Source organism: Serratia sp. LTN-2 (genome assembly GCF_059740205.1).
The window spans coordinates 135,244-155,953 of sequence record NZ_JCAXDO010000005.1; the positions used below are offsets into that span (position 1 = coordinate 135,244).

At 60.5% G+C, this 20,710-nt stretch carries 18 protein-coding genes; 5 read left to right on the forward strand and 13 right to left on the reverse strand.

Going from position 1 to position 20,710, the window contains the following annotated elements:
• Nucleotides 1–123: 123 nt before the first annotated feature.
• Nucleotides 124–1,167, forward strand: coding sequence for a spermidine/putrescine ABC transporter substrate-binding protein PotD (gene potD / locus AC6BYQ_RS12565; RefSeq protein WP_019454790.1), 1,044 nt, complete (start codon nt 124–126; stop codon nt 1,165–1,167).
• A gap of 48 nt (nt 1,168–1,215) precedes the next feature.
• On the opposite strand, the gene cobB is transcribed toward potD, so the two are convergent.
• The 5 genes from cobB to lolC all read right to left on the reverse strand — a co-directional run bounded on the left by cobB (nt 1,216) and on the right by lolC (nt 6,261).
• Nucleotides 1,216–2,052 (reverse strand): Sir2 family NAD+-dependent deacetylase, encoded by an 837-nt coding sequence (gene cobB, locus AC6BYQ_RS12570; RefSeq protein ID WP_015377583.1) that lies wholly within the window; start codon nt 2,050–2,052, stop codon nt 1,216–1,218.
• 91 nt (nt 2,053–2,143) lie between these two features.
• On the reverse strand, nt 2,144–3,061 hold the full coding sequence (gene nagK / locus AC6BYQ_RS12575) for an N-acetylglucosamine kinase (RefSeq protein WP_498056949.1): 918 nt from the start codon (nt 3,059–3,061) through the stop codon (nt 2,144–2,146).
• A gap of 53 nt (nt 3,062–3,114) precedes the next feature.
• Nucleotides 3,115–4,362, reverse strand: coding sequence for a lipoprotein-releasing ABC transporter permease subunit LolE (gene lolE / locus AC6BYQ_RS12580; RefSeq protein ID WP_211129523.1), 1,248 nt, complete (start codon nt 4,360–4,362; stop codon nt 3,115–3,117).
• The gene (gene lolD, locus AC6BYQ_RS12585; RefSeq protein ID WP_004941120.1) at nt 4,362–5,066 is read right to left on the reverse strand and encodes a lipoprotein-releasing ABC transporter ATP-binding protein LolD; all 705 of its coding nucleotides are present in this window, start codon (nt 5,064–5,066) and stop codon (nt 4,362–4,364) included. Before lolD ends, lolE begins: the two co-directional genes overlap by 1 nt.
• Entirely contained in the window at nt 5,059–6,261 is a 1,203-nt protein-coding gene (lolC, locus tag AC6BYQ_RS12590) for a lipoprotein-releasing ABC transporter permease subunit LolC (RefSeq protein WP_198636519.1), read from the reverse strand. Before lolC ends, lolD begins: the two co-directional genes overlap by 8 nt.
• Nucleotides 6,262–6,299: 38 nt before the next feature.
• On the opposite strand from lolC, the gene AC6BYQ_RS12595 reads away from it, so the two are divergent.
• Both AC6BYQ_RS12595 and mfd read left to right on the forward strand, forming a co-directional pair.
• On the forward strand, nt 6,300–6,560 hold the full coding sequence (locus AC6BYQ_RS12595) for a hypothetical protein (protein ID WP_019454785.1): 261 nt from the start codon (nt 6,300–6,302) through the stop codon (nt 6,558–6,560).
• A gap of 10 nt (nt 6,561–6,570) precedes the next feature.
• On the forward strand, nt 6,571–10,044 hold the full coding sequence (gene mfd, locus AC6BYQ_RS12600; protein WP_019454784.1) for a transcription-repair coupling factor: 3,474 nt from the start codon (nt 6,571–6,573) through the stop codon (nt 10,042–10,044).
• Between the two features lie 32 nt (nt 10,045–10,076).
• Here the strand turns inward: mfd and AC6BYQ_RS12605 are convergent, their stop codons facing one another.
• A complete protein-coding gene (locus AC6BYQ_RS12605) occupies nt 10,077–11,177 on the reverse strand; it encodes a GGDEF domain-containing protein (protein ID WP_154746998.1) in 1,101 nt (366 codons plus the stop codon).
• Between the two features lie 201 nt (nt 11,178–11,378).
• Here AC6BYQ_RS12605 and AC6BYQ_RS12610 point away from each other — a divergent pair, with 201 nt between their 5' ends.
• Nucleotides 11,379–11,864 (forward strand): heme-degrading domain-containing protein, encoded by a 486-nt coding sequence (locus tag AC6BYQ_RS12610; RefSeq protein WP_154746997.1) that lies wholly within the window; start codon nt 11,379–11,381, stop codon nt 11,862–11,864.
• Nucleotides 11,865–12,096: 232 nt separating this feature from the next.
• Nucleotides 12,097–13,785 (forward strand): C4-dicarboxylic acid transporter DauA, encoded by a 1,689-nt coding sequence (dauA, locus tag AC6BYQ_RS12615; protein ID WP_074054455.1) that lies wholly within the window; start codon nt 12,097–12,099, stop codon nt 13,783–13,785.
• Nucleotides 13,786–13,832: 47 nt separating this feature from the next.
• Here dauA and kdsA read toward each other — a convergent pair whose 3' ends face one another.
• From kdsA to AC6BYQ_RS12650, 7 genes are all read right to left on the reverse strand, one after another.
• The gene (gene kdsA, locus AC6BYQ_RS12620) at nt 13,833–14,687 is read right to left on the reverse strand and encodes a 3-deoxy-8-phosphooctulonate synthase (protein WP_004941087.1); all 855 of its coding nucleotides are present in this window, start codon (nt 14,685–14,687) and stop codon (nt 13,833–13,835) included.
• Between the two features lie 58 nt (nt 14,688–14,745).
• Nucleotides 14,746–15,555 carry an invasion regulator SirB1 gene (gene sirB1 / locus AC6BYQ_RS12625; protein WP_033642759.1) on the reverse strand — a complete coding sequence of 270 codons (810 nt, stop codon included), beginning with the start codon at nt 15,553–15,555 and terminating at the stop codon, nt 14,746–14,748.
• Nucleotides 15,552–15,953, reverse strand: a complete 402-nt coding sequence (locus tag AC6BYQ_RS12630) for a SirB2 family protein (RefSeq protein WP_171455054.1) — start codon at nt 15,951–15,953, stop codon at nt 15,552–15,554. The genes sirB1 and AC6BYQ_RS12630 overlap by 4 nt, the downstream gene beginning before the upstream one ends.
• A gap of 41 nt (nt 15,954–15,994) precedes the next feature.
• The gene (prmC, locus tag AC6BYQ_RS12635) at nt 15,995–16,828 is read right to left on the reverse strand and encodes a peptide chain release factor N(5)-glutamine methyltransferase (RefSeq protein WP_498056950.1); all 834 of its coding nucleotides are present in this window, start codon (nt 16,826–16,828) and stop codon (nt 15,995–15,997) included.
• Nucleotides 16,828–17,913: a peptide chain release factor 1 gene (gene prfA, locus AC6BYQ_RS12640; protein ID WP_498056951.1), complete on the reverse strand. Its 1,086-nt coding sequence runs from the start codon at nt 17,911–17,913 to the stop codon at nt 16,828–16,830. The genes prmC and prfA overlap by 1 nt, the downstream gene beginning before the upstream one ends.
• Nucleotides 17,914–17,944: 31 nt before the next feature.
• The gene (gene hemA / locus AC6BYQ_RS12645; RefSeq protein ID WP_025302494.1) at nt 17,945–19,207 is read right to left on the reverse strand and encodes a glutamyl-tRNA reductase; all 1,263 of its coding nucleotides are present in this window, start codon (nt 19,205–19,207) and stop codon (nt 17,945–17,947) included.
• A 326-nt stretch (nt 19,208–19,533) separates the two neighbouring features.
• Nucleotides 19,534–20,700 carry an acyltransferase family protein gene (locus AC6BYQ_RS12650; RefSeq protein WP_498056952.1) on the reverse strand — a complete coding sequence of 389 codons (1,167 nt, stop codon included), beginning with the start codon at nt 20,698–20,700 and terminating at the stop codon, nt 19,534–19,536.
• Nucleotides 20,701–20,710 lie beyond the last annotated feature (10 nt).

Below are 20,710 nucleotides of genomic sequence, written 5' to 3' on the forward strand. Positions count from 1 at the left end.
CTGGGATAACCGCCTTTACCCACCCCGCCCCGGCCCCTATAATGGCCCCTTTCTGGGGTATGGCGCAGCCGACAAACGGCGGCTCATACGGGTTCGGCTCACTACTGCTGAAGGATACGCTGCATGAAAAAGTGGTCACATCTGCTCGCAGCCGGGATGATGGCGCTGAGTATCTGCTCTGCAAACGCCTCTGACGGCAAAACACTGTACTTCTATAACTGGACTGAATACGTCCCGCCGGGGCTGCTGGAGCAGTTCACCAAGGAAACCGGCATCAAGGTGATCTATTCCACCTATGAATCCAACGAAAGCATGTACGCCAAGCTGAAGACCTACAAGGACGGCGCGTACGATCTGGTGGTGCCCTCCACCTACTTCATCGCCAAGATGAGCAAGGAAGGCATGCTGCAAAAAATCGACAAGAGCAAGCTCAGCCACTTCAAGGATCTCGATCCTACCCTGCTGAACAAGCCGTTCGATCCCAACAACGACTACTCCATCCCTTACATCTGGGGCGCCACCGCCATCGGCGTCAACAGCGACGCGCAGGATCCGTCCACCGTCACCGCCTGGGCCGATCTTTGGCAACCGCAGTACAAAGGCCGCCTGCTGCTGACCGACGACGCGCGTGAAGTGTTCCAGATGGCGCTGCTCAAGCTGGGCTATTCCGGCAACACCACCGATCCGAAAGAGATCGAAGCCGCCTACCACGAGCTGCAGAAATTGATGCCGAACGTGCTGGCCTTCAACTCCGATAACCCGGGCAATCCGTTTATGGAAGGGGAAGTCAACGTCGGCATGGTATGGAACGGTTCTGCCTTCGTGGCACGCCAGGCCGGCACGCCGCTGGAGATCGTCTGGCCGAAGGAAGGCGGCATCTTCTGGATGGATAGCCTGGCCATTCCGGCCAACGCGCGCAACGTAGAAGGGGCGCTGAAGCTGATCGACTTCCTGCTGCGGCCGGAAATCGCGGTGCAGGTAGCGGAAACCATCGGTTACCCGACGCCGAACCTGGCGGCGAAGAAGCTGCTGTCGCCGGAGATCGCCAACGACCCGTCACTCTACCCGGATAAAGCGGTGATTGAGCACGGCGAGTGGCAAAACGACGTCGGCGACGCCAGCACGCTGTACGAGAGCTACTTCCAAAAGCTGAAAGCCGGGCGCTAACACGCCCCGCCATCCCATCAGGGCGCGCATTGCGCCCTGATGCCTTTCTCAGGGCCGGTCGGCCCGCGCCACCTTGCCCACCAGGAACTTGTGCACAAAACGCGGCACCACTTCGCTGGCCAGGCCGTAGTGTTTCTCGTCGAACTGGCTCTCCACCTGGCTCGGTTCCAGGTTCAGCTCCATGGCGTAAGCGCCGCCCAGCCGCGCCTCATGCACGAAGCCGGCCGCCGGATAGACGTGGCCGGAGGTGCCGATGGCGACGAAGAAATCGGCCTTGCTCAGCGCCTGGTAGATGTCGTCCATGCCCAGTGGCATCTCGCCGAACCACACCACGTGCGGCCGCAGTGGCGCCGGGAACTGGCAGCAGTGGCAGCGATCGTCGACGCTGAGATCGCCGGGCCATTCGAACACCTGGCCCGACTGGGTGCAGCGCACCTTCAGCAATTCGCCGTGCATGTGCAGCACCCGCTTGCTGCCGGCGCGCTCATGCAGGTTATCGATGTTTTGCGTGACCAGCAGGAAGTTGTCCCCCAGCCACTCTTCCAGATCCGCCAGCGCGCGGTGCGCGGCGTTCGGGGCGATCTCTTCCGTCTGCAGCTGGCGGCGGCGTTCGTTGTAAAACGCCTGCACCAGCGCCGGATCGCGCTGAAACCCTTCCGGCGTGGCGACATCCTCCACCCGGTGCTCTTCCCACAGCCCATCCGCGGCGCGGAAGGTGCGAATGCCCGACTCGGCCGAGATGCCGGCCCCGGTCAACACCACCACAAACGGCTTTTTCAGCTCGGCCGCCGCCATGGTGTCACGGTGAAAAATGCGTGAACGAAAGCGCTGATGCAGCACATGCTTACTCTTGCGAAACTGACACAGCCGATGGCGAGTGTGCATTAACTCTCTCCTTACTTTTCCCTGTTTACCCTTCTTACTGGACGTTGAGGCGTTGTTGGCTGCATACATTCACGCCTGGCCTCAATGCCCATTACGTTGGGCGAGCCAAATTGAGGAACGCCGCGCCGCGCACGCCGCCGGCGTCGCCATAGCGCGCCTTCTCGATGCGCGGCAGCCGGGCCACCCGCAGCAGGTGCGCCGGCAGCCGCTGCGGCAACGCCTGGTAGATGGCGTCGAAGTTCGACAACCCGCCGCCGATCACCACCAGGTGCGGATCCAGCACCGTCAGCAGGTTACCCAGGCAGATCGCCAGCACGTCCATAAAGCGGTCTACATGAGCCACCGCCTGCGGCTCACCCGCCTGATAATGCGCAATGATCTCGGTGGCGGGCAAGCGCCGGCCGTAGAAATGAGCGTACATCCATTCGAAACCGCGGCCCGATATGTAGTTTTCAATGCAACCCTGATGGCCGCATCCGCAGGCAACGCGAGGCACATCACGCCCCAGTACCTCAAGCGCGTCCACCGGCAGGCGCAAATGACCGAACTCGCCGGCGATATAGTTGCGCCCCGGCACCGTCTTGCCGTCGACGATCAGGCCGCCGCCTACGCCGGTACCGAGGATGATGCCCAACACCGTCGGGTAGCGGCGGAACTCCTCGTCCCAGGCCTCCGACAGCGCAAAACAGTTGGCGTCGTTGTCGACCCGCACCTCGCGCCCGATCAGCGCCGCCAGAGCGCGCGGCAGCGGCCGCCCCATCGCCGCCGGCACGTTGGCGGTAAACAGCGTGCCGTCATCGTCGTTGGGCAAGCCCGGTATGCCGATGCCGACGCTGCCGCGCCGGCCGCAAAACGCATCCGCCTCAAGGGTCAGATCGCACAGCGTGGCCAGCAGCTGCCGGTAATCTTCACGCGGCGTCGGCACCCGCTTTTGCCAAATGCGCTGCAGGTTATCGTCGAACACCCCCAGCTCAATCTTGGTGCCGCCCATATCGAAACCGTAGTACATAACCGATCCCCCGGCTAAAAAAACGGGGCGGCATCGCTGCCTCCCCGTGGGTTTTATTGTCCGCTCAGCACCCGCGCCGGATCGATGCGGCTGGCGCGCCTGGCCGGATACCAACTGGCCAACAGGCTGAGCACGATGGCGGTCGCCAGCACGATCAGCACGTCCAGCCAATGCAGCTCCGAAGGCAGGAAGTCGATGAAGTAGATATCGCCCGACAGGAAGGAATGGCCGACCAGCGTCTCGATGCCGCGGATAATGTTGGTCAGCTGCAGCGAAGCGATCACCCCGATCACCACGCCGCTCAGGCTGCCCAGCAGCCCGGCCAACAGCCCGTACCAGATGAAGATGGCGCGGATAAAGCCGTCTTTGGCGCCCAGGGTGCGCAGCACTGCGATGTCGGCGCTTTTGTCTTTTACCGCCATCACCAGCGTGGAAACGATGTTGAAGCAGGCCACGCCGATCACCAGCACCATCGCCAGATACATGATGGCGCGGATCATCTGGATATCGCGGTACATGTAGCCGTACTTGCCGATCCAACTTTTGATGTAGATATAAGAATTGGTCACTTCGCCGGCGTCGCGCACCAGTTTATTGGCGGCGAATACGTCGTTCACCTTGATGGCGATACCCGTGACGCTGTCACCCATGTCGAGATACTGCTGCGCGTCGGCCAGCGGCACCAGCGCCAGGCTGTGATCGAGCTGGCCGCTGAGCTGCAGAATGCCGGTCACGTGCAGGCGAATGCGCTTCGGCTGCAGCAGCTTCATCTCCGGGTCGCTGTTGGGAATCATGACCGTCACATAAGCGCCCTGCTTGACGCCCAGCGCGTCGGCCACGCCTTTGCCGAGGATCACCTGCTGCTCGCCAGGTTTGAAGTTGGCCCAGGCGTCGCCCTGCACATACTGCGGCAGCGCGCTCAGCCGGCTCTCCTGCTGCGGATCAACGCCTTTGACTTCCACCGCGCGCAGTTGCGCGCCGTTTTCCATCAGGCCGGTGAAATTGATGTAAGGCGCGGCGGCCAAAATGCCCGGCACCTTTTCCACCCGCTGCAGAATCGACGGCCAGCCGCTGAACGGCTGATTGACCGGCTCCAGCTCGCCGTGCGGTACCACCGCCAGAATGCGGTTCTTCAGCTCGCGCTCAAAACCGTTCATCGCGCTCAGCCCGACGATCAGCACCGCCACCCCCAGCGCAATGCCGATGGTGGAGATAACCGAGATCAGCGACACCATGCCGCCGCGTTTACGGCCGCGGCTGAAACGCAGGGCCGTCAGGAAGGACAGTGAGGCTCCCGCCATTACTCGGCCCCCATCAGGGTCAGCTGCGCCTGCAGGTGGCCGTCGGCCATTTCCAGCTGGCGGCTCAGGCGCTTGGCCAGCTGCAGATCGTGCGTCACCACCAGAAATGCGGTGCCCTGGCGCACGTTCAGCTCGCCCAGCAGATCGAAGATGCTGTCCGCGGTGCGTTTGTCCAGGTTACCGGTCGGTTCGTCCGCCAGCACCAGCGCCGGGTTGTTGACCAGCGCACGCGCGATCGCCACGCGCTGACGCTCGCCGCCGGAGAGCTCTGACGGGCGGTGTTTGCTGCGTTTTTCCAGCCCGACCGCCGCTAGCATCTCCCGCGCCTTCTCCTGCGCCTGCGCCGGTTTGGCCCCACCGATCAGCAGCGGCATGGCGGCGTTTTCCAGCGCGGTGAAATCCGGCAACAGATGGTGGAACTGATAGATGAAGCCCAGCTGGCGGTTGCGCAGCTCGGCCTTGGCCGCCGAAGACATGGCGTTCAGCGATTCGCCCTTGAAAATCACCTCGCCGGAGGTCGGCGAGTCCAGCCCGCCCAGCAGGTGCAACAGGGTGCTCTTGCCGGAACCCGAGCTGCCGACGATCGCCATCATCTCGCCCTGCTGCATGGCAAAGCTGACATTGCGCAGCACATCGGTGTGCAGATTGCCTTCCTGATAGGTCTTGCACAGGTTGTCACACTGCAGCAAAAGATGGTTACTCATAACGTAAAGCCTCAGCGGGTTGTACGGCGGCAGCGCGCCATGAAGGATAAAGCGTGGACAACAGGGAAACCGCCATCGCCACTACGGCGATGATCGTCACCTGCAGCGGATCGACCGCCACCGGCAGCGAAGCGCCGTCGATCAAGGCGCCGAGGATCGGCATCAGATTGTTCAGATTGGTAGCCAGCAGCACGCCGAGCAGCGTGCCGAGCAGCGAACCGATGATGCCGGCGCTGGCGCCCTGCACCATAAATACCGACATAATCTGGCGGCGGGTCAGCCCCTGGGTCTGCAGAATGGCGACTTCGCCCTGCTTCTCCATCACCAGCAGGCCGAGCGAGGTAATGATGTTAAACGCTGCCACCGCCACGATCAGGCTGAGCAGCAGCCCCATCATGTTCTTCTCCATGCGCACCGCCTGGAACAGCTCGCCCTTGCGATCGCGCCAGTCTTTCCAGACGGTGCCCGGCGGCAGCGCCTGTTGGCTGAGCGTATCGACCGCCAACGGCTGTTGCAGGAACAGGCGCCAGCCGGTGATGTTGCCGGCCGGGTAGCGCATCAGGCGCGAAGCGTCCTGTTGGTTGACCAGCAGCTGATAGCCGTCCACTTCGCTATTGGCGTGGAAGGTGCCGATAAGGGTGAACAGACGCTGGCTGGGAATGCGGCCCATCGGCGTGAACTGACTGGCACTCGGCACCATCACGCGCAGCGAGTCGCCGCGCTTGACGCCGAGTTGCCCCGCCAGCTGTTCGCCGATGATGATGTTGTATTGGCCCGGCTGCAGCTGCTGCTGCTTGACGTTGACCAGATACGGCGTCAGCGGATCGGTTTCGTCAGGATTGACGCCGAGCATCACGCCGACCGCCACGCTGCGGGCGCTTTGCAGCACCACGTCACCGGTGGTCAGCGGCGCGACGCGCGTGACGCCCTGCAGCTTCTGCACCTCGGAGGCCGGCAGCTGCTGCGGGTTGACCGATCCTTGCGGACTGGTGACCAGCGCCTGCGGCATCAGGCCGAGGATGTTGTTCTCCAGATCCTTTTCGAAACCGTTCATCACCGACAGCACGGTGACCAACGCCATCACCCCCAGCGTAATGCCGATGGTGGAAAGCCAGGAAACAAACCGCCCGAAGCGGTCTGAGGCTCGCCCGCGCATGTAGCGCAGGCCAATGAATAACGCGACAGGTTGATACATGAAATCCGTTTGATAGCCGTGGCTTAAGCAAAGTGATCATGGATAATAAAGGCTCTCCCTCGTTTAGGGAACACCCGACGGCCTTTTATTGCGTGGCGGCGAAGAGGGAGACGGCGGCAGCTTCGCGCGTTCTTTATCCTCAGCCGCAAAAAACCGGTGGCATTAACCGGTTAAATAACAGGCAGAAAATTGATGGGCAGCGCTTTTTGCTGTGTCAGTTTGCCGGCCGCTGGGCTACTATAAACAGCATAAAGGCGCTGGGTTATCCGTGCCGGGACGCCATCCAACACATTGATTAAAGATACCTGAATGAGCACTTCCGATAGCCGTAACCGTTCCTCATCCCCCCGTTATTCTCTGCCCGATCGCGCGGGCGATCTGCGCCAACTGGGGCAACTGACCGGCGCGGCCTGCGCCGTGGAGTGCGCCGAGATCGTCGAACGCCACAATGGCCCGGTGATGCTGATCGCGCCGGACATGCAAAACGCCCTGCGGCTGCGCGACGAGATCCAGCAGTTCACCGACCAGATGGTGACCACCCTGTCCGACTGGGAGACCCTGCCGTACGACAGCTTCTCGCCGCACCAAGAGATCATCTCCGACCGTTTGTCGAGCCTGTATCATCTGCCGACCATGGCGCGCGGGGTGATCATTCTGCCGGTCAACACCCTGATGCAGCGCGTCTGTCCACACGAGTTCCTGCACGGCCATGCGCTGGTGATGAAGAAAGGCCAGCGCCTGTCGCGCGACAAGCTGCGCGCGCAGCTGGAACAGGCCGGATACCGCAGCGTCGATCAGGTGATGGAGCACGGCGAATTCGCCACCCGCGGCGCGCTGCTCGATCTTTACCCGATGGGCAGCGACGAGCCTTACCGTATCGACTTCTTCGATGACGAAATCGACAGCCTGCGCATCTTCGACGTCGACACCCAGCGCACGCTGAGCGAAGTCGAAGCCATCAATCTGTTGCCGGCCCACGAGTTCCCCACTGACAAGAACGCCATCGAGCTGTTCCGCAGTCAGTGGCGCGAACAGTTTGAGGTGCGCCGCGACGCCGAACATATCTATCAGCAGGTCAGCAAAAGCGCCTGGCCCGCCGGTATCGAATACTGGCAACCGCTGTTCTTCAGCCAGCCGCTGCCCTCGCTGTTCAGCTACCTGCCGGCCAATACGCTGATCGTCAACACCGGCGATCTGGAGAGCGCCGCCGAGCGCTTCTGGCAGGACGTCAACCAGCGTTACGAAAGCCGCCGCGTCGATCCGATGCGCCCGCTGCTGGCGCCGGATACGCTGTGGCTGCGCGTCGATGCGCTGTTCGGCGAGCTGAAGGCCTGGCCGCGCATCGCGCTGAAAACCGATGAGCTGCCGGCCAAGGCCGGCAATACCAATCTGGATTACCATGCCCTGCCCGATCTGGCGGTGCAAGCGCAGCATAAATCCCCGCTGGATAACCTGCGCCGCTTTATCGAAGGCTTCGACGGCAGCGTGATCTTCTCCGTCGAAAGCGAGGGGCGGCGTGAAACGCTGCAGGATCTGCTCGGCCGCATCAAGCTGGCGCCGGCGCTGATCCAGCGTCTCGATCAGGCGGAAACCGCGGGCCGTTACATGATGGTCGGCGCCGCCGAACACGGTTTCCTCGACGGCCTGCGCCAGCGGGCACTGATCTGCGAAAGCGATCTGCTCGGCGAACGCGTCAGTCGCCGCCGACAGGACAACCGGCGCACCATCAACACCGATACCCTGATCCGCAACCTGGCGGAACTGCATCCCGGCCAGCCGGTGGTGCACCTGGAGCACGGCGTCGGCCGCTACGTCGGCCTGACCACGCTGGAAGCCGGCGGCATCAAGGCCGAGTACCTGATCCTCTCCTACGCCGGCGAGGACAAGCTGTATGTGCCGGTCTCATCGCTGCACCTGATCAGCCGTTACGCCGGCGGCGCAGACGAAAACGCCCCGCTGCACAAGCTGGGCGGCGACGCCTGGACGCGCGCGCGGCAGAAAGCGGCCGAACGGGTGCGCGACGTGGCGGCGGAGCTGCTGGATATTTACGCCCAGCGCGCCGCCAAGGCCGGTTTCGCCTTCAAGCATAACCGCGAACAGTACCAGCTGTTCTGCCAGACCTTCCCGTTCGAAACCACGCCGGACCAGGAACAGGCGATCAACGCGGTGCTGAGCGACATGTGCCAGCCGCTGGCGATGGACCGCCTGGTGTGCGGCGACGTCGGCTTCGGTAAAACCGAAGTGGCGATGCGCGCCGCCTTCCTGGCGGTGGAAAACGGCAAACAGGTGGCGGTGCTGGTGCCGACCACCCTGCTGGCGCAGCAGCACTTCGACAACTTCCGCGATCGCTTCGCCACCTGGCCGATCCGCATCGAGATGATGTCGCGCTTCCGCAGCGCCAAAGAGCAGCAGCAGGTGCTGGACGACGCGGCCGAAGGCAAGGTAGACATCATTATTGGCACCCACAAACTGCTGCAGAGCGATCTGCGCTGGAAAGATTTGGGGCTGCTGATCGTCGATGAAGAGCACCGCTTTGGCGTGCGCCACAAGGAGCGCATCAAGGCGATGCGCGCCGACGTCGATATCCTGACGCTGACCGCCACGCCGATCCCGCGTACGCTGAACATGGCGATGAGCGGCATGCGCGATCTGTCGATCATCGCCACTCCGCCGGCGCGCCGGCTGGCGGTGAAGACCTTCGTGCGCGAATACGACAGCTTGGTGGTGCGCGAAGCGATCCTGCGCGAAGTGCTGCGCGGCGGCCAGGTTTACTACCTCTACAACGACGTGGAGAACATCGAAAAAGCGGCGCAGCGCCTGGCGGAGCTGGTGCCGGAGGCGCGCATCGCCATCGGCCACGGCCAGATGCGCGAGCGCGATCTGGAACGGGTGATGAACGATTTCCACCACCAGCGGTTCAACGTGCTGGTGTGCACCACCATCATCGAAACCGGCATCGACATCCCCAGCGCCAACACCATCATCATCGAGCGGGCCGATCGCTTCGGCCTGGCGCAGCTGCATCAGCTGCGCGGCCGCGTCGGGCGTTCGCACCACCAGGCTTATGCCTATCTGTTGACGCCAAACCCGAAAGCCATGGGCACCGACGCCCATAAACGGCTCGAAGCCATCGCGTCGCTGGAAGATCTCGGCGCCGGTTTTGCGCTGGCGACTCACGATCTGGAGATCCGCGGCGCCGGCGAACTGCTGGGCGAAGACCAGAGCGGCCAGATGACCACCGTCGGCTTCTCGCTCTACATGGAATTGCTGGAAAGCGCCGTCGATGCGTTGAAAAACGGCCGCGAACCGTCGCTGGAAGATCTCACCAGCAACCAAACCGAAGTGGAGCTGCGCATGCCGGCGTTGCTGCCGGAAGACTTCATTCCCGACGTCAATACCCGCCTGTCGCTGTACAAGCGCATCGCCAGCGCGAAGAACGAGGGTGAACTGGATGAGCTGAAGGTCGAGCTGATCGACCGCTTCGGTCAGTTGCCGGATGCAGCGCGCAACCTGTTGCAGTGCGCGGCGCTGCGCCTGCATGCGCAGAAGCTGGGGATCAAGCGCATCGAGAGCAACGAGCGCGGCGGCTTTATCGAGTTCGGCGATAACAACCGCGTCGATCCCGGCTATCTGATCGGTCTGCTGCAGGGCAATCCGCAGGTTTACCGCCTGGACGGCCCAAGCAAGCTGAAGTTCACGCTCGATCTGGCCGACCGTCAGAAGCGCCTGACGTTCACCGAAGAGCTGCTGAACGCCTTCCGCGAACACACGCTGGCGGCCTGAGGCAACGCCCCCGCCATCACGGTGGGGGCGGCTTATTCGCGCGGGAAACCGGCGCCCAGCGGCGCCAGCTGCATCACCCGGCTGGTCACCACCCGGTTTTTACCGCCGCGTTTCGCCTCATACAAGGCTTCATCGGTCATGGCGATCGCTTTGTCCACCGTCATGCCGGGCAAATACAGCGACACGCCGATGGATATCGTGATGTGCGCCTCGTCGTGCGCATTCAGCAAGAACGTCGAACTTTCCACCGCGCTGCGAATGCGCTCCGCCACCCCGCCGATGACCTGCGGATCGTAGCTGGCGGTGATCACCATAAATTCCTCGCCGCCGTAGCGCCCGACGAAGTCCTCGTTGCGCACGCTGTTTTGCAGCAGCCGGCCGACGCTGGCCAGCAGCACGTCGCCTGCCGGGTGGCCGTAGGTATCGTTAACCTTTTTAAAGTCATCCAGATCGAGGATCATCAGCCCGCACGGGCGGCGCTCGACGCGCTGCAGCATCAGCTGGTAATCGACGCTGGCGCGGTTGTTGATATGGGTCAGGCTGTCGGTGGTGGCGCGTGCGCGCATCGCGAAATAGGCGTAAATATGACGCTCTTTGAAATTCAGCGCATGGTAACAAATCGCCAGACAGAGCGCGGACATCGCCTGATACAGCAGCACGTCCAGCCACAGCCCGCTCATATCCATCAATAACCACACCACGGCAATACGATACAGTGCAATGGCACCGATCGTCAGATAAAACGTCCAGTGGGATTTCTTCAGCCACACCCGCGACAGCAGCAGCGGCACCAGAATCGAGGCGATAAACAGATTATCGACGGTGAAACCGCCGGTCAGCGCCATGGCGAACAGAAAGCTCACCAACCCGCTGACGCCGCCGCCGAAGAAGGTCACCAGCACCATCGGGATCATCGCAAAGCTGTAGTGCACCTTATCGTTCAGCAGCAGCCGGTCCTGGCTTAAATAGAGCACCGCCACTCCGGCCAGCAGGCCGAAAACGATGCGTTTCCACAGTGCGGAACGGTAGGAGAAAGGGGCGTTTTTACTGAGGACGAAATAGCTTATCGACAACGTGGCGTAGGTAATGCAAGCGTCGCTGTAAATGGCGGGAATAGACACAATGTAAGTCATAAAGAATCAGCGCGCTCCTCGGGATCGCCAGGGGGGTAATGTACAGACGTTGAATAACGCATCCCTGTCGTTTCCGCTTCGGCGGCGGGTATTTTACACAGTCTAATAATAGAGTAGCAGTTCTATCTTATCACCAAGCCGTCTATCTCACGGCGAACGCTTCGGGCTACTCTGTGCAGGGTGTAATCAGGGGAGAACCGCATGAATATCGACGATGAACTGCACGCGCTAAGCGAACAGGAAGCGACGCTGGCCTTTACGCATTTTGACGCCGCTACCGCCTGGGAGCTGGGCGCCGCGCTGAAAACCGCCGCCGAACGGCGCGGCCTGAGCATCGCCATCGAGATCCAACTCGCCGGGCAGACGCTGTTTTATTACGCCATGCCGGGCGCAACGCCGGACATCGCCGACTGGGTGCGGCGCAAACGCAATCTGGTGAACCATTTTCACAAAAGCTCTTACGCCATCGGCCTGCGCCTGCAGCAGCGGCAAACGTCGCTGGAGGAGCGTTACGGGCTGAACGTGCGCGACTATTCGGTACACGGCGGCGCCTTCCCGCTCAATCTCGCCGGCCTCGGCTGCGTCGGCAGCATCAGCATTTCCGGCGCGCCGCAGAAAGAAGATCACCAGCTGCTGGTGAGCACTTTAGCCGATTTTCTCGGCTTACCCTTGCCCGCCCTTCACTAACCGTTAAAACCTCGCGTATTCCTGTACTGCACAGCCGCAGATTCTGCGGCTGACTTACCCGACAACGGTATTTAGCGCCGGATAAAACGGCGACTCTCTGATTTCCTGCCCCAAATTGACACAGGTCTGGTAATCCGCTGAACAAAAGGCGTATGGTATCTGTCACGTGACAAGACGGACCTCATCGGGCCCGCCATTCCTTTCACTTTTGAAGATTTGGTACGCACCGTAGATGAAAACGCATGAAATAAACAGAATCCGCCCCTTCAGCGCGCTGATAGACGCCTGCTGGCGGGAACCTTATAGCCTGGCGCGGTTGCTGAAAGACGCCATCGCCGGGGTGACGGTCGGCATTATTGCCATCCCACTGGCGATGGCACTGGCGATCGCCAGCGGCGTGCCGCCGCAGTACGGCCTGTATACCGCCGCCATCGCCGGCATCGTCATCGCCGTCAGCGGCGGTTCGCGCTACAGCGTCTCTGGCCCCACCGCCGCCTTCGTGGTGATCCTCTATCCGGTCTCGCAGCAGTTCGGCCTGGCCGGTCTGCTGGTCGCCACGCTGATCTCCGGCATATTTCTGCTGCTGATGGGGCTGGCGCGTTTTGGTCGGCTGATCGAGTACATTCCGCTGCCGGTGACGCTCGGCTTTACCTCCGGCATCGCCATCACCATCGCTACCATGCAGATCAAGGACTTCTTTGGCCTGCAGTTGGCGCACACGCCGGAAAATTACGTCGGCAAGCTGTACGCCTTGCTGCAAGCGCTGCCAACGTTGGATCTCGGCGATACGCTGATCGGTGCAGTGACCCTGCTGATCCTGATCTTTTGGCCCAAACTCGGCCTGCGCGTGCCCGGCCACCTGCCGGCGCTGCTGGCGGGCACTGCGCTGATGGGGTTGCTGACCCTGTTTGACCACCCGGTGGCGACCATCGGCTCCCGCTTCAGCTACCTGCTGGCCGACGGCAGCAGCGGTCAGGGCATTCCGCCAATTCTGCCGCAGCTGCTGCTGCCCTGGCATCTGCCGGGCGGCGGCGGGCAACCGTTCAACCTGAGCTGGCAAACCGTTTCCGCGCTGCTGCCGGCGGCATTTTCAATGGCGATGCTCGGCGCGATTGAATCACTGCTGTGCGCGGTGGTGCTCGACGGCATGACCGGCAAGAAGCATAACTCCAACAGTGAACTGATAGGCCAGGGCGCGGGCAACATCATTGCGCCGTTCTTCGGCGGCATCACCGCAACCGCCGCGATTGCCCGTTCGGCGGCCAACGTGCGCGCCGGCGCCACCTCGCCGGTGTCCGCCATCATCCACGCGCTGCTGGTGCTGTTGGCGCTGCTGGTGTTGGCGCCGTGGCTCTCGTATCTGCCGCTGGCGGCGATGGCGGCGTTGCTGCTGATGGTCGCCTGGAACATGAGCGAAGCGCACAAGGTGGTTTATCTGCTGCGCCGGGCGCCGAAGGACGACATTTTGGTGCTGCTGCTGTGCATGTCGCTGACGGTGCTGTTCGACATGGTGATCGCCATTACCGTCGGCATCGTGCTAGCGTCGCTGCTGTTCATGCGCCGCATCGCCCGCATGACGCGGCTGAGCGAGCTGAGCGCCGGCGACGGCCGTCTGGTGCTGCGGGTGAATGGCCCGCTGTTCTTCGCCGCCGCCGAGCGCATCTTCACCGAACTGCTGGCGCGCAGTGAGGGCTACCGGACGATCGTGCTGCAGTGGGATGCGGTGCCGGTGCTCGACGCCGGCGGCCTGAGCGCCCTGCGGCGCTTTATTGACGTGCTGCCGGCGGACAAGAAACTGGTGATCACCGACGTGCCGTTCCAGCCGCTGAAAACCCTGGCGCGCGCGCGGGTGCAGCCGATCGAGGGCCGCCTGCAGTTCTACCCGACGCTGCCGGAAGCGCTGGCGGCCACCGAGGCCTAAACGTAAAAAAGCCCGACTAGTCGGGCTTTTTTTATGGCGCGGAGCGCTTAGTTGCTGGTATCCAGCTCCGGGAAGCTCTTCACCAGGTCGTCGATGGCTTTCATCTGCGCCAGGAACGGTTCCAGCTTGTCCAACGGCAGCGCGGACGGGCCGTCGCACTTGGCGTTGTTCGGATCCGGGTGCGCTTCGAGGAACAGGCCGGCCAGGCCGACCGCCATACCGGCGCGCGCCAGCTCGGCCACCTGAGCACGACGGCCGCCGGACGCGGCGCCGAACGGATCGCGAGTCTGCAATGCGTGGGTCACGTCGAAGATCACCGGATGACCGCCTGTCACGTTCTTCATCACGTTGATGCCGAGCATGTCGACCACCAGGTTGTCATAGCCAAAGTTGCTGCCGCGATCGCACAGGATCACCTGATCGTTGCCGCCTTCTTTGAACTTGTCGACGATATTGCCCATCTGCCCCGGGCTGACGAACTGCGGCTTCTTGACGTTGATCACCGCGCCGGTTTTCGCCATCGCTTCCACCAGATCGGTCTGACGCGCCAGGAAGGCCGGCAGCTGGATCACGTCAACCACCTCGGAAACCGGCTGCGCCTGCGCCGCTTCGTGCACGTCGGTGATGATTTTCACGCCGAAGGTTTTTTTCAGCTCTTCGAAGATCTTCATCCCTTCTTCCAGGCCCGGACCGCGGTACGAGTGAATGGAAGAACGGTTGGCCTTGTCGAAAGAGGCTTTGAATACGTAAGGAATGCCCAGTTTTTGCGTCACGGTGACGTAGTGCTCGCAGATGCTCATCGCCAGATCGCGCGATTCCAGCACGTTCATACCGCCAAACAGCACAAACGGCAGGTCGTTTGCTACGTCGATGTCGCCAATGCTAACCACTTTCTGTTTCATGCTTTCGCCTTTGTTAAGGTTGTAACCGTCGCCTTGCAAACTGCACGGAGTCATTGAATTAATGCAGCGTCACCTGTTTCGGCTCAATCGAGTGGATCTGTACTTTGATCACTTCGCTGACCGGGTCTTCAGGACACTGCTCGACAAAATAGTTGAGATCGGAAATCGCGATGTGGTTGCACTCCAGCTGGGCGTAAATCAGCCCACGATCGCGGATCTCGTAGGGATCTTCCGGATCGAAGCACAGCACCGTTTCGCTGGTGCGCAGCGCCATTTCCAGCTGTTTTTCCTCCATCAGGGCAGCCTTCAGCGTATCCAGCATCTTGCGCACCACCATGATGTTCTCCGACTCGTCGAGATCGTCGTCTTCCAGTTCGGCGCCCAAGCCCAGGTTGCCCTTGATCCACACCTCCAGCTGGTGCTCGCTCAGGGTTTCGCCGTTCAGCGGGTTGATCAGCCACAGCTCTTCGTCCAGCCAGTCGGCGCGCAGGATCAGCTGAGTGGGGAAAATCACCGGCAGCAGCGGCAGATCCAGCGCGTTGGCGATGTGCAGGAAAATGGTGCCCAGCGAGACCGGCGTACCCTGCCGCCCTTCCAGCACCTTGTCCAGCCAGATGGCGTCCGACAGGCGGTACACGCCGCTGGCGCCGCCGAATCCCCAGGTCTTGTAGAACAATTCAATGAGCGCATCCAGTTGCTGCTCCTGAGTGATGTCGGCCGGCACCGCCGCGCGCGCTTCGTCCACCAGCTGTTGCAGCTTGCGCTCCACGTCGGCGGCGGGGAAATCACGCCTTACCGACTGCGACACCAGGATCACCCCTTCGCTCAGCGGCGAGGTGTTAAATTCAAAATCAGCAATGCTACTCATAGGTATCCCATCAGAAACGGTATTTTCGTCGTGGCAAGTTTAATTATCAGATACAGACAGCCCAACGCCAGCACGAACGCCACGGTTCGCAGCCGCTGACTTTTGGTCTTCTTGCCCAATGCGACGTAGCCAAGCAGGATATAGATAATAACGCCAAACAGCTTCTCGGTCAGCCATGAGTCCATACCCAGCAGCGGATAAAACCCGAACGTCACCACCAGCGCGATGCCGCTGACGAACAGCAGCGTGTCGTTCAGGTGCGGCGCTATCTTGACCCAGCGGCGGCCCATGATCGGCGAGCGGCGCCACTGCCAAAAGAAACGCAGCACAAACAAGGTAATACTGATGGCGACCGTCAGCAAATGGAAATGTTTCAACGCGGTGTATGCAGTCATGATGCTCCCTTAAATGGCTCGGGCGTCGTTATTATCAGAGGCGCTTATCCCGGCCATTGGCCGAGCGTCACACGGTCGTTGTCGCCGTAATCACGGTGGGTGGCGACAGCGGAAAATCCGGCAGTCTGCAGCAGCATGCGCACGCTCTCACCCTGCTGCCAGCCATGTTCCAACAGCAGCCAGCCCTGCGGCTGCAGATAGTGCGGCGCCTGGCGCACGATGGCGGCCAGATCCGCCAAGCCATGCTCGGCGGCGACCAGCGCACTGCCCGGCTCGAAGCGCACGTCGCCCTGCGACAAATGCGGATCGGCGGCGTCGATATAGGGCGGATTGCTGGCGATCAGCGCGAAGCGTTGCCCCGCGACGGGCGTAAACCAGCTGCCCTGCAAGAACCGGACGTTATCGATCTTCAGCTTGTGCGCGTTGTGCTGCGCCAGCGCAACCGCATCCGGCTGCACATCGACGCCGACTGCCGAACAATCCGGGCGCTCGCTGGCCAGCGCCAGCGCAATGGCGCCGGTGCCGGTGCCGAGATCGAGGAAATGACAGGGTTGCGGCGGCAGGCGCGCCAGCGCCAGCTCCACCAGGCATTCGGTATCCGGGCGCGGGATCAACGTTGCGGGCGAGACCGACAGCGGCAGCGACCAAAACTCGCGCTCGCCCACCAGATAGGCCACCGGCTCACCGCGTTCGCGGCGCGCCAGCAGCGTTTCCAACTGCTGTTGCTGCGGCGGCGTCAGCAAGGTTTCACCGAACGCCATCAGGAAGGTTCTGGCCTTGCCGGTCACGAAACCCAACAGGATTTCCGCGTCGCGCCGGGCGCTGTCGCTGTGGGTCAAACGCGCGGCGGCGGCTTGCAGCCAGTGTTGATAATCCATCACTCTTGCTCGGCGGACAGCGCAGCCAGCTGATCGGCCTGATACTCCTGCACGATCGGCTGGATCAGCATGTCCAGTTTGCCTTCCATCACTTCGTCCAGGCGGTAAAGCGTCAGGTTGATGCGGTGGTCGGTCACCCGCCCCTGCGGGAAGTTGTAGGTGCGGTTGCGATCGGAACGATCGCCGCTGCCCAGCAGGTTGCGGCGAGTGGACGCCTCGGCCTGCTGGCGCTTGGCCATCTCGGCGGCGCGAATGCGCGCGCCCAGCACCGACATCGCCTTGGCTTTGTTTTTGTGCTGTGAACGTTCGTCCTGACACTCCACCACGATGCCAGTCGGCAGGTGGGTAATGCGGATCGCCGAGTCGGTGGTGTTAACGTGCTGGCCGCCGGCGCCGGAGGAGCGGAAGGTGTCGATTTTCAGATCGCCCGGGTTGATGTCCGGCAGCTCGGCCTCCGGCACTTCCGGCATCACCGCTACGGTGCAGGCGGAGGTGTGGATGCGCCCCTGGGATTCGGTTTCCGGCACGCGCTGCACGCGATGGCCGCCGGATTCAAACTTCAGCTGGCCGTACACGCCGTCGCCGGAAACTTTGGCGATCACTTCTTTGAAGCCGCCATGCTCGCCTTCGTTGGCGCTCATCACCTCGACGCGCCAGCGGCGGCCTTCGGCGTAACGGCTATACATGCGGAACAGATCGCCGGCGAAGATCGCCGCCTCATCGCCGCCGGTACCGGCGCGCACTTCAAGGAAGCAGCTGCGCTCATCATCCGGATCTTTCGGCAGCAGCAACACCTGCAGCTGCTGTTCCAGCTCTTCGCTGGTCGCCCGCGCCTGTTTCAGCTCTTCCTGCGCCATCTCGCGCATCTCCGGATCGTCCAGCATCATTTCCGCCGTCTCCAGATCCTCCTGCACCTGACGCCATTCCAGGAAGCAGCGGCTGACGTCGGTCAGCTGCGCGTATTCTCGCGACAGCGCGCGGAACCGGTCTTGATCGGCGATGACGCCGGCATCGCCGAGCAGCGCCTGCACTTCTTCATGGCGCTCTTGTAACGCTTCCAGTTTGGCAACAATAGAAGGCTTCATGCGTGGTAATAAACCCTGTTAATAGAGAAAACTAATGCTGATCCAGCCCGAGGCTGTCGCGTAATAACTGCAACCGCTCCACGTCGCCGTCGCCGGCGGCCTGCTGGAGGGATTTGGTGGGGGCATGAATAAGACGGTTGGTCAGTTTATGGGCCAGCTCGTGAATAACCTGCTCCACGTTAGCGCCCTGCGCGATGGCGGCCAGCGCTTTGGCCTCCATTTCTGCGCGGATCTGGTCGGCCTGCGAGCGGTAGTCGCGGATGGTTTCCACCGCGCCCTGCGAACGCAGCCAGGCCATAAAGTTGATGCTTTCCTGCTGCACGATCGACTCCGCCTGCACCGCCGCCGCTTTGCGCTGCGCCAGGTTGCTTTGAATGATGGCGTGCAGATCGTCCACGCTGTACAGATAAGCGTTGGCCAGCTTGCCGACCTCCGGCTCGATATCGCGCGGTACGGCGATATCCACCAGCAGCATCGGCTGGTTGCGGCGCGCCTTCAGCGCGCGCTCCACCATCCCCTTGCCGATGATCGGCAGCGGGCTGGCGGTGGAACTGATGATGATGTCGGCGTCCGCCAGGCGTTCGTCGATCTCCGGCAGGGTGATCACTTCCGCGCCAACTTCGTCCGCCAGCAGCTGCGCGCGCTCGCGGGTGCGGTTGGCGATGATCATGTGCCGCACTTTGTGTTCGCGCAGGTGGCGCGCCACCAGCTCGATGGTTTCACCGGCGCCCACCAGCAAGACGTTGAGATCGGCCAGCGATTCGAAAATCTGCCGCGCCAGCGTACAGGCGGCGAAAGCAACGGAAACTGCGCTGGCGCCGATTTCGGTTTCGGTGCGCACGCGCTTGGCGACGGAGAAGGATTTCTGGAACAGGCGCTCCAGCTCGCCGGACAGCGACTGGCCGCGTTGCGACTCGGCGAAGGCCTTTTTCACCTGGCCGAGGATCTGCGGTTCGCCCAGCACCAGCGAGTCCAACCCGCTGGCCACCCGCATCAGATGGCTGACCGCGTCGTTGCCCTGATGCCAGTACAGGCTTTTCTTCACCTCTTCCGGGCGCAGGTTGTGGTAGGCGCACAGCCAGGCGACCAGTTGCTCGTGCATGTGTTCCTGCTGCTCCACGCTGAGATACAGCTCGGTGCGGTTGCAGGTGGACAACACGACGCCGCCCTGCACCAACGGTTGTTGGAGCAAGCTGGTCAGCGCCTCATCGATGGACTCTGGCGAGAAGGTCACCCTTTCACGCAGAGAAACCGGAGCGGTTTTGTGATTTATACCTAACGCCAGCAGGGTCATTGCTTCGAGTAATACTTCTGTTGGTACGGGTTCTCGTTGAACGGCATTCTACTTGATGCGCGGGATCAATAAAAGTAACAACCGCATCTTCCGTTCAATCGTTGCTATCAATGAAATCAATCAATGAAAATTAATAAATTCATAACGTTGTAAAAATAACGGACGCTTTATGTTCACTGCTCGCAAGAGGACGTCGCACGAATCGTTGACAAAACGGCATGTCATAGCAAAATTATGAACTAAAAACTCCGCTGTGCGGGATTGAAAATGCGTTCGACCGGACGGCTGTCGAGCTCTCAGCAGAGCGGCCCGACGCACGCCGTGAATTACTCCGTTCTCCTGATCATCCGCAGCCCGGTGATTTTATTGTACACGCGCTTCGAGAAGCTGATGGAAAAATCATCTACCGGCACCACAAACCGCGCTAACAATACGGTGCTTAGCAGAGAAATAGCTGATACGGTCAACATGCTGACAACAGACGTCGTGGCCAAATCACGAGTTAAATAGATTGTAAGCATGATCACAGGAATATGAATGACATAAATAGGGAAAGAAAGTTTCCCCAGATAAACCAACAGATTATTCTCCAAAGCCCGGCTAATTAAATTACTGGTGAGTACACCATAAACAATCATTATGCCAGAAATAAAATTGAAGAGTAGATATGAACGTCCTTTAACCACATTGGTTAACCAACGATAACTTTCACTATCGTTATGAATCCCAGCCAAATACAGCCCAACAATAACCAAAATAGCACCCAGCAGATTATTTTTGTAATTTACATCAAACGCTGAATAAACAAACCCGCAAAAGAAACAAACCATACTTAAAGCAATGAGAGTACTAAACGGTAAGATTGCTATTGATAAAACGAAAAAAACAGCAAGTGACAAAAATTTACTTCTTTTGAAAAGCACACAGGCGACATAGACAAATAATGAACCAATCAACTCAATTTTCATAGTCCATAACACAGGATTATATATGTGCCCACTCCAAACAGGCGGGCCTATAAAGGCACCCGCTGCACCATACGAAAAGGCATCAATCAAAGATGGATACTTAATAAAGAATGGTTCAAGCCAGTCGGAAACCCCAGGAATGGGTTGATCATTAGCAGAAATAAAAAATAAAACAACAAACATCAACAAACACGAAAATGTGGCGGGTATAGCCAGTCTGAAATACCGGGTGAATGATGTTATGAAGTAGTATTCATCATTTCTTTTTTCAATACCCCGTGATAAAACGATCCCGCTCATAACAAAAAATACAAAAACAGCGGATGTTCCAGAGTAGAGAAAACCCAAAATAGAGTGATGAAGAAACTTTTGGACAGGAAAGCTTTCAGGAATACTCTCCCCAGAGAAATTATGCAGATAGACGAAATAAATCAAAGACAAATGAGAAAGCACAACAACCAAACTCGCCAACCCTCTAACCGAGTCAAGACAAATTAGCTTTGTTTCCTTATTTGAAACCCTCACAAATGACCCC

Coding starts and splice junctions, on each gene's coding strand:
- prmC (WP_498056950.1), bottom strand. CDS start 16,828: ATGGATTATCAACACTGGCTGCAAGCCGCCGCCGCGCGTTTGACCCAC.
- nagK (WP_498056949.1), bottom strand. CDS start 3,061: ATGTACTACGGTTTCGATATGGGCGGCACCAAGATTGAGCTGGGGGTG.
- AC6BYQ_RS12605 (WP_154746998.1), bottom strand. CDS start 11,177: ATGACTTACATTGTGTCTATTCCCGCCATTTACAGCGACGCTTGCATT.
- kdsA (WP_004941087.1), bottom strand. CDS start 14,687: ATGAAACAGAAAGTGGTTAGCATTGGCGACATCGACGTAGCAAACGAC.
- lolE (WP_211129523.1), bottom strand. CDS start 4,362: ATGGCGGGAGCCTCACTGTCCTTCCTGACGGCCCTGCGTTTCAGCCGC.
- lolC (WP_198636519.1), bottom strand. CDS start 6,261: ATGTATCAACCTGTCGCGTTATTCATTGGCCTGCGCTACATGCGCGGG.
- cobB (WP_015377583.1), bottom strand. CDS start 2,052: ATGCACACTCGCCATCGGCTGTGTCAGTTTCGCAAGAGTAAGCATGTG.
- hemA (WP_025302494.1), bottom strand. CDS start 19,207: ATGACCCTGCTGGCGTTAGGTATAAATCACAAAACCGCTCCGGTTTCT.
- dauA (WP_074054455.1), top strand. CDS start 12,097: ATGAAAACGCATGAAATAAACAGAATCCGCCCCTTCAGCGCGCTGATA.
- sirB1 (WP_033642759.1), bottom strand. CDS start 15,555: ATGAGTAGCATTGCTGATTTTGAATTTAACACCTCGCCGCTGAGCGAA.
- potD (WP_019454790.1), top strand. CDS start 124: ATGAAAAAGTGGTCACATCTGCTCGCAGCCGGGATGATGGCGCTGAGT.
- AC6BYQ_RS12610 (WP_154746997.1), top strand. CDS start 11,379: ATGAATATCGACGATGAACTGCACGCGCTAAGCGAACAGGAAGCGACG.
- AC6BYQ_RS12595 (WP_019454785.1), top strand. CDS start 6,300: ATGGATAATAAAGGCTCTCCCTCGTTTAGGGAACACCCGACGGCCTTT.
- lolD (WP_004941120.1), bottom strand. CDS start 5,066: ATGAGTAACCATCTTTTGCTGCAGTGTGACAACCTGTGCAAGACCTAT.
- prfA (WP_498056951.1), bottom strand. CDS start 17,913: ATGAAGCCTTCTATTGTTGCCAAACTGGAAGCGTTACAAGAGCGCCAT.
- mfd (WP_019454784.1), top strand. CDS start 6,571: ATGAGCACTTCCGATAGCCGTAACCGTTCCTCATCCCCCCGTTATTCT.